Source organism: Sphingomonas sp. FW306-05-A, assembly GCF_058782275.1.
In genome coordinates, this window is the sequence record NZ_JBYSXN010000002.1 from 239,580 (window position 1) to 252,899 (window position 13,320).

The following is a 13,320-nucleotide window of genomic DNA, read 5'->3' on the forward strand; positions in this document are numbered from 1 at the left end:
TGCCAAGTGCCGCGCGCTTCCCACATGCTGTATCCATGCGACCCTCCCGCCATCCAGCGCTTCGGCTGACCCTGTTCGCGCTCGGCGTGATCGTGGTGATCGTGTCGCCGATCATCGGTGCGATTCCCGGACCCGGCGGAATCTTCGTGTTCGCTGCGGGGCTTGCGCTGATGTTGCAGAATTCCCTGTGGGCGAGGAAGCGGTTCGCGCAGGCCAAGCGGCGCTGGCCAAGGTTCGGTCATTATGCCGACATGGGGCTCAGGCGACGTAGCGCCGCGCGCCGCCGAGCGCGTGCCCGCGCAATTGATGAGGCGCGCAATTGACTAGGCCGCCCTTTTTGCATAGGGGAACCGCTTACGAGGCCGTCCGCGTGGCGGCCCTTTTCTGTTTGCAGTCCTAGGGAATGAACGATGAAGCGGACCTTTCAGCCGAGCAATCTGGTGCGTGCACGCCGCCACGGGTTCCGCTCGCGCATGGCGACCCCGGGTGGCCGCAACGTGATTCGCGCCCGCCGCAACCGCGGCCGCAAGAAGCTGTCGGCGTAAACCGGGATCTACGCGGCGCGACCATCGAGACGATGGCGCGCCGCGCCGATTTCCTCGCCGCAAATGCGGGGAAACGCGCGCCGATGCCGGGATTCGTCCTGTTGATGCGGCGGCGCGACGATGGCTCCCCGGCGATGCGCGTGGGGTTTACCGTCACCAAGAAAGTCGGCAATTCCGTCATCCGCAACCGGCTCAAGCGCCGGCTGCGTGCCTTGGCGCGCGGTCTGCTACCGGAGGCCGGCGTGCCCGGTGCCGATCACGTGCTGATCGGGCGGAGCGGCGGAATCGAGCGTGATTACGCGGCGATGCGCAACGAACTGACCAAAGCCCTGGCGAAGGTGGTACGGTGAGCGTGCCCCGTTCCAACGGCGCACGGTGATGTGCGAACGGCGCCCCACCCTCCTTGCCCGCGCGCTGATCCTGATCGCGCGCGGTTGGCAGGTCGGCCCGTCCGCGGTGCTGCCGCCAAGCTGCCGCTACCAGCCAAGCTGTTCCAGCTATGCAATTACCGCCGTTCGCCGCTATGGCGCTGTGAAGGGCGGATGGTTGGCCGCGAAACGAATCGCGCGCTGTCATCCCTGGGGTGGGTACGGACCCGACCCGGTCCCATGATCGCCGAAACCCTGATCGACGAACGGATACGACTCGCGTGAAGCACGACAGCAAGAATTTCATCCTCTTCGCGCTCTTTGCCGCGATCATCCTGCTCGGCAGCAACTTCATCACCCAGAAGTTCTTCCCAGCGGCGAACCCGCCTGCGACGAAGGTCGTGAAGGGGCAGTCGAAGCCGCTTGAGACGTCGACCGGACCCGCCGCCGAAGGCGCGCTGGCGGTTCGCGATCGCAACGTCGTGCTGCGCGAGAGCGCCGGCCAGCGTGTCCGGATCGAGACGCCCAAGCTCAACGGGTCGATCAACCTCAAGGGCGCGTGGATCGATGATCTGACGCTGTCGCAATATAAGGAAACGGTCGCCAAGGGCGCGCCGCCGATCCGGCTGTTCTCCCCGCGCGGGACCAAGGACGCTTATTACGCCGGGTTCGGCTGGTCGGGTGATGGCGTATCCGTCCCCAATGGCGACACCATCTATACCGCCTCGTCCAACGTGCTGCGCCCGGGCCAGCCGGTCACGCTGTCCTACGCGAACCCGCAGGGCCAGCGCTTCGCGCTGACCGTCGCGATCGACGATAAGTACATGTTCACGGTACGCCAAGTCGCCGCCAACGGGGGTGCAACCCCGATCGCTCTGCGCGCCTACTCGCTGATTTCACGCACCGGCGTCGGCACCGAGGCCGATACCTGGACCAACCACGTCGGCCCGATCGGCGTGTTCGACAAGGGCGCGACCTACGACATCACCTATGACAATCTGAAGGGCAAGGACGCCTCGTTCTTCGGCAAGATCTGGGGCAGCGGCGCCAAGCCCGGCGAAAACATGTTCGACGGCAACGGCGGCTGGGTCGGCTTCGGCGACAAATACTGGCTCGCCGCGGTCATCCCCGATGCCAACAGCCCGGTCCATGCGGGCTTCACCGCCGCCAAGGGCGATACCTTCCAGGGCGGCTTCACGCTCGCCCCGCGCGTCGTCGCGCCGGGCAAGGCGCTGGTCACCACCGCGAAGCTGTTCGCCGGCGCCAAGGAAACCAATACGCTTGACCGCTATGAGGACCGCCTTGGCGTCCGTCATTTCGGCAAGGCGATCGACTGGGGCTGGTTCGAGGTCGTCGAGAAGCCGATCTTCAAATATCTCGACTGGTTGTTCCGCATGATCGGCAACTTCGGTGTCGCGATCATCCTGCTTACCGTCACGATCCGCACGCTGATATTCCCGATCGCGCAGCGCCAGTTCGCGTCGATGGCTGCGATGAAGGCGATCCAGCCGAAGGTGAAGCTGCTTCAGGAAAAGTATAAGGACGACAAGCCGCGCCAGCAGCAGGAAATGATGGCGCTGTACAAGACGGAGAAGGTCAATCCGCTGGCGGGCTGTGTCCCCACGCTGATCCAGATCCCGATCATGTACTCGCTGTACAAGGTGCTGCTGCTCACGATCGAAATGCGGCACCAGCCGTTCGTCGGGTGGATCCACGATCTGTCCGCGCCGGATCCGGCGACGATCCTGAACCTGTTCGGCTATCTGCCGTATCATCTGCCCGCGTTCCTCGCGATCGGGATCGTGCCCGTACTGCTCGGCGTGTCGATGTACTTCCAGTTCAAGCTCAACCCCGCGCCGATGGACGATGCCCAGAAGCAAGTGTTTGCGCTGATGCCGTGGGTGCTAATGTTCGTGATGGCGCCGTTCGCGGTCGGCCTTCAGGTCTACTGGATCACGTCGAACCTGTGGACCGTCGCGCAGCAGCGGATGCTGTATGCACGCCATCCCGGGATGCGCGAGCCCGCTCCCGCCGCCGCCAAAACCACCAAGGTTGCCAAGACATGAGTTTCGAACCCGAAGCGATCGAGGCGGCGCGCAAAATCTTCGCGGGGCCGGTGGCCTTCCTGAAGTCCGCACCCGCGCTCGAGTTCCTGCCCAATGCGGACGTGCCCGAAGTCGCGTTCGCGGGCCGCTCGAACGTCGGCAAGTCGTCCTTGCTCAACGCGCTGACGCATCGCAACTCCTTGGCCCGAACGTCGAACACGCCGGGGCGGACGCAGGAACTCAATTTCTTCGACGTCGGTACGCCGCTGACGTTCCGGCTCGTCGACATGCCCGGCTATGGTTTCGCCAAGGCGCCCAAGGACATGGTCCGCAAGTGGCGCTTCCTGGTGAACGATTTCCTGCGCGGGCGCGATGTGTTGAAGCGCGCGCTGGTGCTGATCGACTCGCGTCATGGCATCAAGGACGTTGACCGCGAAATCTTGGAGATGCTCGACAAGGCGGCGGTCAGCTACCGGATGGTGCTGACCAAGGCGGACAAGATCAAGGCAAGCGACCTCGCCGAAGTGACCGAGGCGACCGCAGTGGAAGCGCGCAAGCGGCCCGCGGCGCATCCGGACATTCTGGTGACGTCAAGCGATACTGGGCTGGGCATTCCCGAATTGCGCGCTGCGGTGATCGAAGCGATCAGCTGAGGGACTAGCGACTTCTGTTCTACCGCTTCCCTCGTCGTCCTTCCCTCTTCCTCTACCGCTTCCCCGGCGAAGGCCGGGGCCCAGTAGCGGGCGTTGCGTTGGAGAGGACTGCGCGCTGTAACCCCTACCTTTGCTACTGGGCCCCGGCCTTCGCCGGGGAAGCGCAAAAGTAAGAGACCGCTCTCTCGGATTAGACCTCCCGCGCATTCTGCTCTATATCCCGAAGCATGACCTGCAAGCTGCCAACGTCGCTCCGCCCCTTCCTGCTGGCGACCGCGTGCGTCACCAGCGGATCGAGCCACGTCCTCGCGCAAACCCTCGATCCGGCACCTGCCGACCAAACCCGCTCGACACCGCCAACCGACACGATCCGTCTGAGCGACGCCGAGCGCGACGCGATCCTCAACAGCAATACGGTCGAAAGCGCCGCCATCGCCCGCGGTGAACGAAGCGAGTCTGACAAACCGGGTCTCGGCATTCACGGCGAAGTCGGCGCGGCGATCGGAACGAACGGGTTTCGCAGCGCTTACGGCGTCGCAGCCATCCCGCTCGGCGACAATGCCGGAGCGGTCGTTTCCTTCGAGAGCACGCAATATGGCGGATACCGCCGCGGTCGTTGAGCGACGAAGTCCTATCGGCTGCAGTGGTGAGGATGGTCGCCGCCATCACCGTCGGCGACCATCCCCTCCGGACGTTATCCTTGCTCAGGCGCGCGCAAGGCGACCCCGAACCACGGTTGCGCGACGCCGCAGACCCGCGCCGATCCCTGCGAAGCCCGCAAGCATCATGCCCCAGGTCGCCGGCTCGGGAACCGCGGCGATCGGCTGGAAATTCGCGCGCTGCGCGACCGATCCGTCCTGCGTGGTGAACGTGCCGCCAAGATTGTAGTTGGTCGCGTTGGTCCGGAAAATGTAGGTTGCGCTGGTCTGGCCAGCGGCTTCCAGACCGTTGTCGCCGAAATCGGTACGGACGACCGACCCGCTACCGTTGCGCGACGTTGTCGTCGTCGACCCAGGCGGCCCCTGGAGATTGGGGTTGTTCGCCGCGGTAAAGATCCCGGCGCCATCGAAATTGGTGGCGTCGACCAGTGCATCGACGGTGAAGCCCAGGAAACCGCCACTGGTCAGGTTGAACACCTCGTCGCCCGGCAGGATCGAACTGATCGCGACCTGATAATAGAAATCGAGCGTACCCAAGGTGTTCTGATACACCGCGCTGCGCAGCGAACCGGTATAGGTGGTCGCGCCGAGCGTCCCTGTTTCGAGCGCGGCCAATTGCGTCCCCCGCGTCGCCGCATCGAAGGCGTGGTGCATTGACGAGCCCGAACAGGTCGGGCGCCCATCTCAACCGTGGTGGTACGTCGCCGCATATTCGACGGGGAAATTCACCGACCGCGAGATGAAACAATGCGCGTGGATCCGCGCGTGGATCGCATCCGCCGCCGCAACATCGCTCCCGGCGGCGAGCGTGATGCGCGGGCGCAGCACCGCCTTTACGAACCGACCGGTCCCGTCTGGCGCGCTTTCCGCCATGCCAAGCGGATCGTCGGCATAATCGGTCACCACGATCCCCGCGACGCTCGCCAGATGAAGGTACCAGAGCATGTGGCACGCAGCGAGGCTCGCGAGCAGCAAGTCCTCGGGGTTCGGCAGCGCCGGATCGCCGCCGAGCCGCGGGTCGTTCGAACAGTGTACCGCGACACCGCCGGGGGTCGCCATGTCCCACGTCCGGTCGTAGCCCCGATAGCTTTGCGTCCCGGCGCCACGATTGCCGGTCCACGCGATCCGCGCGGTGAAATCGTGGCTTGCCATGTTACCCCTCGACGATGTGCGGCACGAAACGCGCGGTGTTTCCGGTGATCGGACCGTCCTCGCGGATCCCCATGCCGGCGGGTGCGCCGTCGACCATCCACGCACCGATCACCGGGCGCTGCGTGCCGCTGCCGGGGAGGTCGTACAGCGCCTGATAGACGAACCCTTCCGCGCCATAATCGCCTGCGCTTTCGGCAAGCGTCGCGCCGCCCTGCACCAGCGTCACGTTGGCCCCCTCACGCGCCAGCAGCGGCTTGCGGACATGATCCCCCGCAAACGGCGTCCGCCGTGCCTCGAGCAGATTGGGGTGCTCTGGGAACAGCTCCCACAACACCGCGAGGATCGCCTTGTTGCTCCATAGCATCTTCCAGATTGGCTCGATCCACAGTGTCGTGCCGAGGCTTTCGACGAGATCCTTGCCCGACGGCTCGTTGACCAGCCATTCCCACGGATAGAGGTGGAAGACCGCGTCGATCGCGGCATTGTCGAGATCAACGAAGCGCCGCCCCGCGCTGTCCCACCCGAGGTCCTTCATCTCGATCAACCGCGTATCGATACCGGCGGTCCGGGCGGTGTCGGCGAGATAGGCGGTGGTGACGCTATCCTCCCCCGCAGCGTCCGCAACATGCGCGAGGTACAGCGCGCTGCTCCCGGGCGGGGGTGCGATGTCGCGCCATTTGGCGATCAGCGCGTCGTGAATGCCGTTATACTGGTCGGCTTGCGGATAGACGGCTTCCTTCCAGTCCCACTGGATCACCGCCGCCTCGACCAGTGAGGTCGGCGTATCGCAGTTGAACTCGAACAGCTTGGGCGGGCCCTTCCCGTCATAACCGAGATCGAAGCGCCCGAAATTGAGCGCAGGCGGCTCCGCCTCCCACGAATCATGGATCGCATTGTGGCAGAAGTCCGGAATACCGAAGTCACCGAGCAGTTCGCGGTCGAGCACATGCTGCCCGGCGGCCACGAACATCTCGTACAATTCGTCGCTGGCGCTCTCGATCGTCGCGATCTGGGCGGGCGTGAAGCTATAGCAGGCGCTCTCGTCCCAATAGGCCTTGCCGTCTGCGGTGTGCCAGACAAGCCCAAGTTCCTCGACGCGGGCCTGCCAGTCGGTGCGCGGAACGGTATCGATCCGGCGCATCAGGCGCCGATCCCGCCGCTGCGCCCACGCGCACTCGCGCCGAAGCCGCCACGCGTGACAGTTGCGGCGGACGCCCGCGAATAATTCACGCCCGCGCGCGGCGACATAAAGCCGCCCGTCACTCTTTGCCCCATCCCGGGCACGACGCTGCCGCGCGACAGATAATACCAGGTCGCCGCCCCCAGCAGCGCACCGTTCATGCCGCTTCCGCCATGGCCGCGCGCGCAATTGGCGTCTGCGACTCGTGCGCCCTTGTCGTCGCGGCACACCGCCACGTCGGATTTGGCGACATCGGTCGACGGACCACAAGCACTCGCAAGCAACGCGGTCGCGACCGCACTGGTGATCGGCAGATATTTGGGATCGAAAGTACGTCTGGACATGCTCAACCTCTCGCGATTGACCGCATCATAAGCTGCATGTCGCGCTGCGGACAGCAAAACCGGGCGTGGCCAGGCGGAGCAATCATTCGAGACATCATCGAACACTTTTTCGAGCCGCAGCCGATGACGGTCGGTACGATGGGGCATTACGTTCCTACGGGTGATGGCTGGCTTTGGGCTCCACCAGCGCGAGGAATGGCTTCGCCAGTCCGTGATAAAGCCGCTCCCGACACACCAACGTGCTCGCAGCATCCGCGATCAGCGCGGTCGCGAACAGCGGCAGGATCATCCCGCGCGCCGCGGTCGCTTCCATCACGATGATCACTGCGGTCAGCGGTGCGCGCACCACGCCGACGAAATACGCGATCATCCCGAGCAGCACGACCGCGCCCGCCGGTTGGCTGCTGAACACCCCCGTCAGCAGGTTCCCCAGGCCAGCCCCGACCGCCAGCGACGGCGCGAAGATCCCGCCCGGCGCGCCGCTCAGCGTCGTCGCGAGCGCCGCCAGGAACTTGGCGGGGCCGAACCATTGCGACTGCCCGCTCCCCTCGACCAGCGAACGCGTTGCGCCGTACCCGGTCCCCCAGGTGCCGCCGCCCGTCGCGATGCCGAGCACCGCGACAACCAGCCCACACCCCAGCGCGAGCAGCAACGGGCGCGACCGCGCCACCGCGACCGGCCGCCACTGCGTACCCGCGAAGCCGAGCACCAGCCGCGCGAACAGCCCGCCCGCCGCGCCACCGATCACGCCTGCCACGGGCGCCAGCGTCAACACCGCACTCACCCCAAGCGTAGACCGCATTGCGCCGAAATAGACATAGTCGCCGGCGATCCCGAGGCTGGTCAGCCCCGCAATCATCACCGCCCCCATCACCAGCACCGCGACCCGCTGTTCATACGCTGCGGCAAGTTCTTCGATGGCAAAGGCCACCCCCGCCAGCGGCGTGTTGAACGCGGCCGCGACGCCCGCAGCGCCCCCCGCGATCAGTACGCCCGCGGTGATCGGCACGCGCAGATAATGGTGGACCTTGACCATGATCGCCGCGCTGACCTGGACCGTCGGTCCCTCGCGACCGACCGACGCGCCACCAAGCAGCATCACCACGGTCAGTAGCAGCTTGACCGCCGCGGTCGGCAGCGACACCAGCGCGGCGGCAGCCTGTGACTGTGGTGCGCGACTGGCGGCGATCACTTGCGGAATGCCCGACCCGCGCGCAAACGGTGCGATCCGGCGCGTCAGCCACACGACCGACACGAACACCGCCGGCGTCAGTAGCAGCGGCGCATAAGGCCACTGCCCGACGAACCGCGCAAATTCCGCCTGCGCCCGATCGCTGATCCCGGCAAACGCCAGCGCGGCCAGCCCGAGCAACACCGCCCCCACCCCGGTTGCCAGCCGCCGTCGCAGCCGCCCGAGATGTTCCCCCGCCTGCCGCGAACCGCGCCGCCTCCACACGATCGAGGCCAGACGGATCAGATGCGGGGCGTTCCGGTTCATCCGCTTGCTCATGCGACAGGAATCTTTGCGATGCCACCTCGGATCGGCGTTGTTGCGTCGGGTACGGCACATGCCTAGGCTGGCCGCATGAAACTGATCATCGGCAACAAGGCCTATTCTTCCTGGTCCATGCGCGGCTGGCTCGCGTGCAAGCAATCGGGCCTGCTGTTCGAGGAAGCGGTGGTTCCGCTCTACGATGCCGAATGGGACAAGCGCCGCGAAGGCGACGAGTTCGCGCCCTCCTCCGGCAAGGTACCGATCCTGTGGGACGGCGAGGCGGTAGTGTGGGACAGCCTCGCGATCGTGGAATATCTAGCAGAGAAGACCAGCCGCGACCTGTTCTGGCCAGCAGACGACGCCGCCCGCGCAATGGCGCGCTCGATGGCAGCAGAGATGCACTCGAGCTTTACCGCGCTCCGCCGCAAGCACAGTATGAACGTCCGCCAGATCTTCCCGCCGCACGAACCGGACCCCGACGTGCTCGTCGACCTGCAGCGGATCATGGAGCTATGGGCGCAGGCACGCGCACGCTTCGGCGGCAACGGGGATTTCCTGTTCGGCGCGTTCGGCGCGGCGGACATCATGTACGCGCCCGTTGTCACGCGGATCGTCACCTACAGCCTGCCAATCGCGCGCTTTGCAAACGCCTATATGGACGCGGTGCTGCACCATCCCTTCGTCCAGGACTGGATCGCGCAGGCGCAGGAAGAGGAATGGGTGATCGAACAGTTCGAACAGCCCGCAACGACTGCGTAGCACCGGCCTGGAGCACACCACCGCCGTAGGCGAACGACCTACGGCAACCGCCGTGTGGGATACGGCGTGCCGTCCTTATGCGTGTAGCCGTCCGGCGTGAAACGCATGTCGATGTCGGCATATTCCCCGCCGAGCCGTTTTGGCCCCGCGCCGATCGCGACGAACACGCATGTCTGTTCGGTCCGGTTCTGGAGATGGTGGGCGTCGCGCACCCCTGCGGCGAAGGTCGCGACATCGCCTGCCTGGAGGACCGTTTCTCCAGCGGCCTCGACCAGAACCGCTTCGCCTGCGAGCATGATGATGAGCTCGTCCTCATCCGCATGCCAATGCCGCTGCGACGACCATGCCCCCGGCAACAGCGTGACGTGGCTGGCACCGACATGCGTCAATCCCGCCACGGGCGCGAGGCGGCGGTACAAGCGACCGGCGACCGGAGCATCGAACGGCGGCGGATAGCCGGTCGCGTTGGTTCGCGGAATTTGCGTTAGATCGATCTTCGGCATGACGTTTCCCCCCGGAAGATCGTCATCGTGCCGCAGGCACCCGCTCGCCACAAGGCGAAGGCCGCCAGCCCTGGTGGGCCGACGGCCTCTCATCGCAACAGCCGGTACTGATCAGGCGTAAACGACCCGCGGTGCCGCAGTCCGGCGCAAGCGCAAGCCGAGGCCGATCATGCCGAACCCTGCAAGCATCATCACCCAGGTGGTGGGCTCCGGAACCGCGCCCTCGACGGCGGTGAACGAGAACTGGCCCGCATAGTCGCGCCCGTCCCCGCCCGGTCGCGCGATGGTGCCGCTGACGTTGTCGGCGCGCGAACGATCCCACGAAAAGCCCGTGAAGCTGTAGGTCGTGGTGCCCACGGTCGCGGACGTCGCGTCGAGCACGTCGTCGAACAACACGTTGTAGATCCCGGAGATCTGCGCGCCATCGGCGAAAGTGAGCGTCATCTTGTAGGCCGGGTCCGATGCGCCCTTGGTGCCCATCGGCCAGCCGTCACCGTTGATGCTGAAGCTGTTGAGTCCCGCCTCGGTCGCGTCGTTGAGCGCCTGACCCTCGGAGTTCATCACATTGCCGATCGGCTGCTGGACGAACACGGTATTCGAACGACTCGCGCTGGTCGTGTTCCAAATGGTAGCACCGTTCGATCCGGTCACGGCTGCACTGATGAGGTTGGCGGCGGCGTTCGCGCCGGTCGAGACGAACACGAGGGCAGTTGCAGCAGCGGTGAACAGGATGGTCTTATTCATTAACTTTATCCTCGGTGTGCGATGCTGCTCTTGCCGTCGACTCCGCAAGCCACGTGCCACTTCGCCTTTTCCGCGATCCTTTATCGTTAATGCTTCGGTCTATTGTAAACGGGGACGACGGTCTGCCCGGAAAGCTTGCGGATGCGCCGACGGACGGGATTGAAAGCGATCGCCGCTTAGGCAATGTCCGGCGGATGGATCACACCCCCTGCTCACCGAATGTCGTCAGCCTCGCAACCGCGCTGCTCGCCTGTCCCAGCGTCACGCCCGCGCGGGGGCCGGTGTTCGACGTGCTTTCCGATGCGCTGATCGCGCTGGGCTTCTCGGTCGACCGGTTCGTGACCGGCGACGCACCCGATGGCCCGGTCGAGAATCTCCTCGCCACACGCGCGGGGCATGGTCGCCATCTCGCCTTTGCCGGGCATCTCGACGTCGTCCCGCCGGGTGACGGCTGGACGAACGACGCCTTCGCCCCGACCGAACGTGGCGGCCTGCTCTACGGTCGCGGCGCGGTCGACATGAAGGGCGCCATCGCGGCGTTCGTCGCCGCCATCCCGGAAGCGCCCGGTGCGCCGCTCAGCCTGATCATCACCGGGGACGAGGAAGGCCCCGCGACCTACGGCACGCGCGCGCTGATCAATCGCATGCGTGCACATGGTGTAGCACCCGACTTCTGCCTCGTCGGAGAACCGACCTCCGCGCATCGGCTCGGCGACACGATCAAGATCGGGCGGCGCGGATCGGTCAATCTGTGGATCGCGGTTGCCGGTCTGCAGGGGCACGTCGCCTATCCGCACCTTGCCGACAATCCGATCCCCCGCCTCGTCGCGATCCTGGCGGAGATCGAAGCGATCGTGCTCGACGAGGGTAATCGCTGGTTCCAGGCGTCCAATATCGAGATCACCGACATCACCGTCGGCAACCCCGCAACCAACGTCATCCCTGCGCGTGCAGAGGCGCGGGTCAGCATCCGCTTCAACGACGAGCACACCGGTGCCGGTCTGGTCGAACGGATCGAGGCCGTGGTCGCGCGGCACGACCCGAACGCAACCGTGACCGCGCGGATTTCGGGCGAGGCGTTCCTGACCGAGCCCGGGCCGCTATCGGCACTGGTCGCAGCGGCGATCGAGCGGCAAAGCGGAATCGCCCCGGAGCTGTCCACCACCGGCGGTACCTCCGATGCGCGGTTCCTGTCCGCGGTCTGCCCGACGGTCGAATTCGGCCTGCTCAACGCGACGATGCACAAGCTCGACGAAGCGGTCGCAATCGACGACCTGATTGCACTGACGGCGATCTACGCGGACATCATGGAAAGCGTAGCCATTTAAGCGCTTCCCCGGCGCAGGCCGGGGCCCAGTAGCGAGCCGGACGGTGTCGGTCGCTGCGTGCGATGACAGCTGTCCCTTCTACTGGGCCCCGGCCTTCGCCAGGGAAGCGCTAGGGTACTGATGGAACCGAGCGAACTGCCGGCACCCTTCAGCCCCTCTACAGCGCGTCGAAGTCAATCGGTGCGAACCGGTCGATCGCCGCATCTGCTGCAGGCATCGGATATTTGAGTCCGGTCGCGCAATTGAACAGCACCACCCGCTCGTCCTCATCCACTTCCCCAGTGCGCAGCGCCTCGCGATACGCCGCCAGCGTCGCGCCACCCTCGGGGCACAGCAGCAACCCGTCCTTCTTGGCGCAGTCATCGACCGCCTTCAGGATTGCTGGGTCACCGACGCCGAGCGCCTTGCCGCCGCTTTCACGCACCGCACGCAGGATCAAGAAGTCCCCGACGGCCTTGGGCACCCGGATCCCGGCCGCGACCGTCGCCGCATCTTCCCAGCGCTCGGCATGTTCCTCACCCGCTTCGAACGCCCGCACGATGGGTGCGCAGCCGCTCGCCTGGACGGCATACATGCGCGGGCGCTCGGACCCGATCCAGCCGAGCTGCTCGAGCTCGTCGAACGCCTTCCACATCCCGATCAGCCCGGTGCCCCCGCCGGTCGGATAGAAGATCGCATCGGGCAGCTTCCACCCGAATTGTGCGGCGAGTTCGAGCCCCATCGTCTTCTTGCCTTCGATCCGATACGGCTCCTTGAGCGTCGAGAAATCGAACCACCGCCCTTCGGCCGCGCCCTTGCCGACGATCGCGCCGCAATCGTCGATCAGCCCGTTGACGCGATAGACCCGTGCCCCCTGCAGCGCGATCTCGCGCACGTTGATCTCCGGCGTATCCTCGGGACAGAACACGATCGTCTCGATTCCACAGCGTGTGGCATAGGCCGCCAGCGCGGCACCGGCATTGCCGTTGGTCGGCATCGCGATTCGCGTGACGCCGAGCTCCTTCGCCATCGCAACCGCCATTACGAGGCCCCGCGCCTTGAACGACCCGGTGGGCAAACGGCCCTCGTCCTTGACCATGACGTTGGGGCTGCCCGCGCTCTTGGGGATGGCGAGCAACGGTGTCTCGATCTCGCCCAGACTGACGATGTTTTCGGTCCGGCGTACCGGCAACAGTTCGCGCCACCGCCATAGATCCGTCGGGCGCGCGGCAACCTCGTCCCGAGTTAGCGCAGATTTAAGCGCGGCCAGATCGTAACGTACGAGCAACGGCCGTCCCGCCCTCGACAAGCCATGCAGTACATCGGCCTCATAACTCTCCCCGGTAATAGAACATTGCAGATTTGTTACATACGTTTTACGGTCAGTGGTGGTGTTGTTCATAAAGTTTTCACCGTATTTGATTTGCACTGGATAATTGGATATGATGCTCGTCTAAGTTCTTACGTAATGGGCGTGCGGTAATAACGAGGAGCGCCAGCTGGGCTTGCTTAGGAACTGTACCTATGAGCATTCGAATTCCAAGAGGATGTCTGCACCGCGTGATC

The 13,320-nt window shown here is 65.3% G+C and carries 17 protein-coding genes; 9 read left to right on the forward strand and 8 right to left on the reverse strand.

Annotation, left to right across the window (positions count from 1 at the left end; genetic code table 11):
* Positions 1-35 precede the first annotated feature (35 nt).
* The 7 genes from AC3WJR_RS09985 to AC3WJR_RS10015 all read left to right on the forward strand — a co-directional run bounded on the left by AC3WJR_RS09985 (position 36) and on the right by AC3WJR_RS10015 (position 4,231).
* Positions 36-323 carry a hypothetical protein gene (locus tag AC3WJR_RS09985; RefSeq protein WP_354282240.1) on the forward strand — a complete coding sequence of 96 codons (288 nt, stop codon included), beginning with the start codon at positions 36-38 and terminating at the stop codon, positions 321-323.
* Between the two features lie 87 nt (positions 324-410).
* A complete protein-coding gene (rpmH, locus tag AC3WJR_RS09990; RefSeq protein ID WP_010162954.1) occupies positions 411-545 on the forward strand; it encodes a 50S ribosomal protein L34 in 135 nt (44 codons plus the stop codon).
* Positions 546-577: 32 nt separating this feature from the next.
* The gene (gene rnpA, locus AC3WJR_RS09995) at positions 578-895 is read left to right on the forward strand and encodes a ribonuclease P protein component (RefSeq protein WP_492724645.1); all 318 of its coding nucleotides are present in this window, start codon (positions 578-580) and stop codon (positions 893-895) included.
* Positions 896-923: 28 nt separating this feature from the next.
* The gene (yidD, locus tag AC3WJR_RS10000; protein ID WP_354282236.1) at positions 924-1,157 is read left to right on the forward strand and encodes a membrane protein insertion efficiency factor YidD; all 234 of its coding nucleotides are present in this window, start codon (positions 924-926) and stop codon (positions 1,155-1,157) included.
* 37 nt (positions 1,158-1,194) lie between these two features.
* The gene (gene yidC, locus AC3WJR_RS10005; protein ID WP_492724647.1) at positions 1,195-2,979 is read left to right on the forward strand and encodes a membrane protein insertase YidC; all 1,785 of its coding nucleotides are present in this window, start codon (positions 1,195-1,197) and stop codon (positions 2,977-2,979) included.
* Positions 2,976-3,611 carry a ribosome biogenesis GTP-binding protein YihA/YsxC gene (gene yihA / locus AC3WJR_RS10010; protein ID WP_131527398.1) on the forward strand — a complete coding sequence of 212 codons (636 nt, stop codon included), beginning with the start codon at positions 2,976-2,978 and terminating at the stop codon, positions 3,609-3,611. The genes yidC and yihA overlap by 4 nt, the downstream gene beginning before the upstream one ends.
* A 227-nt stretch (positions 3,612-3,838) precedes the next feature.
* Positions 3,839-4,231 carry a hypothetical protein gene (locus AC3WJR_RS10015; RefSeq protein WP_492724649.1) on the forward strand — a complete coding sequence of 131 codons (393 nt, stop codon included), beginning with the start codon at positions 3,839-3,841 and terminating at the stop codon, positions 4,229-4,231.
* 84 nt (positions 4,232-4,315) lie between these two features.
* On the opposite strand, the gene AC3WJR_RS10020 is transcribed toward AC3WJR_RS10015, so the two are convergent.
* The 5 genes from AC3WJR_RS10020 to AC3WJR_RS10040 form a co-directional block, all read right to left on the reverse strand.
* A complete protein-coding gene (locus AC3WJR_RS10020) occupies positions 4,316-4,924 on the reverse strand; it encodes a PEPxxWA-CTERM sorting domain-containing protein (protein ID WP_492724651.1) in 609 nt (202 codons plus the stop codon).
* A 30-nt stretch (positions 4,925-4,954) separates the two neighbouring features.
* Positions 4,955-5,422: an OsmC family protein gene (locus tag AC3WJR_RS10025; RefSeq protein WP_492724653.1), complete on the reverse strand. Its 468-nt coding sequence runs from the start codon at positions 5,420-5,422 to the stop codon at positions 4,955-4,957.
* A 1-nt stretch (position 5,423) separates the two neighbouring features.
* Complete coding sequence (locus tag AC3WJR_RS10030; protein ID WP_492724655.1) at positions 5,424-6,563, reverse strand: glutathionylspermidine synthase family protein; 1,140 nt, start codon at positions 6,561-6,563, stop codon at positions 5,424-5,426.
* Positions 6,563-6,946 (reverse strand): hypothetical protein, encoded by a 384-nt coding sequence (locus AC3WJR_RS10035; RefSeq protein WP_354282223.1) that lies wholly within the window; start codon positions 6,944-6,946, stop codon positions 6,563-6,565. The genes AC3WJR_RS10030 and AC3WJR_RS10035 overlap by 1 nt, the downstream gene beginning before the upstream one ends.
* A 154-nt stretch (positions 6,947-7,100) precedes the next feature.
* Positions 7,101-8,456 carry a chloride channel protein gene (locus tag AC3WJR_RS10040; protein ID WP_492724658.1) on the reverse strand — a complete coding sequence of 452 codons (1,356 nt, stop codon included), beginning with the start codon at positions 8,454-8,456 and terminating at the stop codon, positions 7,101-7,103.
* Between the two features lie 75 nt (positions 8,457-8,531).
* Between AC3WJR_RS10040 and AC3WJR_RS10045 the strand changes: the two genes are divergently transcribed.
* Positions 8,532-9,200 (forward strand): glutathione S-transferase family protein, encoded by a 669-nt coding sequence (locus AC3WJR_RS10045; RefSeq protein ID WP_492724660.1) that lies wholly within the window; start codon positions 8,532-8,534, stop codon positions 9,198-9,200.
* 38 nt (positions 9,201-9,238) lie between these two features.
* Here the strand turns inward: AC3WJR_RS10045 and AC3WJR_RS10050 are convergent, their stop codons facing one another.
* Together AC3WJR_RS10050 and AC3WJR_RS10055 are read right to left on the reverse strand one after the other, a co-directional pair.
* A complete protein-coding gene (locus tag AC3WJR_RS10050) occupies positions 9,239-9,703 on the reverse strand; it encodes a cupin domain-containing protein (protein ID WP_492724662.1) in 465 nt (154 codons plus the stop codon).
* A 111-nt stretch (positions 9,704-9,814) separates the two neighbouring features.
* Positions 9,815-10,447 carry a PEPxxWA-CTERM sorting domain-containing protein gene (locus AC3WJR_RS10055; RefSeq protein WP_492724664.1) on the reverse strand — a complete coding sequence of 211 codons (633 nt, stop codon included), beginning with the start codon at positions 10,445-10,447 and terminating at the stop codon, positions 9,815-9,817.
* Positions 10,448-10,641: 194 nt separating this feature from the next.
* Between AC3WJR_RS10055 and dapE the strand changes: the two genes are divergently transcribed.
* Positions 10,642-11,775 carry a succinyl-diaminopimelate desuccinylase gene (dapE, locus tag AC3WJR_RS10060; protein WP_492724666.1) on the forward strand — a complete coding sequence of 378 codons (1,134 nt, stop codon included), beginning with the start codon at positions 10,642-10,644 and terminating at the stop codon, positions 11,773-11,775.
* Positions 11,776-11,932: 157 nt separating this feature from the next.
* On the opposite strand, the gene AC3WJR_RS10065 is transcribed toward dapE, so the two are convergent.
* Entirely contained in the window at positions 11,933-13,156 is a 1,224-nt protein-coding gene (locus AC3WJR_RS10065; RefSeq protein WP_492724668.1) for a threonine synthase, read from the reverse strand.
* Positions 13,157-13,320: the final 164 nt, after the last annotated feature.

What these genes read in the sequence shown, in the direction of transcription:
- yidD (WP_354282236.1), top strand. Translation starts at nt 924, where the DNA reads ATGTGCGAACGGCGCCCCACCCTCCTTGCCCGCGCGCTGATCCTGATC.
- AC3WJR_RS10030 (WP_492724655.1), bottom strand. Translation starts at nt 6,563, where the DNA reads ATGCGCCGGATCGATACCGTTCCGCGCACCGACTGGCAGGCCCGCGTC.
- AC3WJR_RS10050 (WP_492724662.1), bottom strand. Translation starts at nt 9,703, where the DNA reads ATGCCGAAGATCGATCTAACGCAAATTCCGCGAACCAACGCGACCGGC.
- AC3WJR_RS10035 (WP_354282223.1), bottom strand. Translation starts at nt 6,946, where the DNA reads ATGTCCAGACGTACTTTCGATCCCAAATATCTGCCGATCACCAGTGCG.
- AC3WJR_RS09985 (WP_354282240.1), top strand. Translation starts at nt 36, where the DNA reads ATGCGACCCTCCCGCCATCCAGCGCTTCGGCTGACCCTGTTCGCGCTC.
- rnpA (WP_492724645.1), top strand. Translation starts at nt 578, where the DNA reads ATGGCGCGCCGCGCCGATTTCCTCGCCGCAAATGCGGGGAAACGCGCG.
- dapE (WP_492724666.1), top strand. Translation starts at nt 10,642, where the DNA reads ATGGATCACACCCCCTGCTCACCGAATGTCGTCAGCCTCGCAACCGCG.
- AC3WJR_RS10040 (WP_492724658.1), bottom strand. Translation starts at nt 8,456, where the DNA reads ATGAGCAAGCGGATGAACCGGAACGCCCCGCATCTGATCCGTCTGGCC.
- AC3WJR_RS10055 (WP_492724664.1), bottom strand. Translation starts at nt 10,447, where the DNA reads ATGAATAAGACCATCCTGTTCACCGCTGCTGCAACTGCCCTCGTGTTC.
- rpmH (WP_010162954.1), top strand. Translation starts at nt 411, where the DNA reads ATGAAGCGGACCTTTCAGCCGAGCAATCTGGTGCGTGCACGCCGCCAC.
- yihA (WP_131527398.1), top strand. Translation starts at nt 2,976, where the DNA reads ATGAGTTTCGAACCCGAAGCGATCGAGGCGGCGCGCAAAATCTTCGCG.
- AC3WJR_RS10025 (WP_492724653.1), bottom strand. Translation starts at nt 5,422, where the DNA reads ATGGCAAGCCACGATTTCACCGCGCGGATCGCGTGGACCGGCAATCGT.
- AC3WJR_RS10015 (WP_492724649.1), top strand. Translation starts at nt 3,839, where the DNA reads ATGACCTGCAAGCTGCCAACGTCGCTCCGCCCCTTCCTGCTGGCGACC.
- AC3WJR_RS10045 (WP_492724660.1), top strand. Translation starts at nt 8,532, where the DNA reads ATGAAACTGATCATCGGCAACAAGGCCTATTCTTCCTGGTCCATGCGC.
- AC3WJR_RS10065 (WP_492724668.1), bottom strand. Translation starts at nt 13,156, where the DNA reads ATGAACAACACCACCACTGACCGTAAAACGTATGTAACAAATCTGCAA.
- AC3WJR_RS10020 (WP_492724651.1), bottom strand. Translation starts at nt 4,924, where the DNA reads ATGCACCACGCCTTCGATGCGGCGACGCGGGGGACGCAATTGGCCGCG.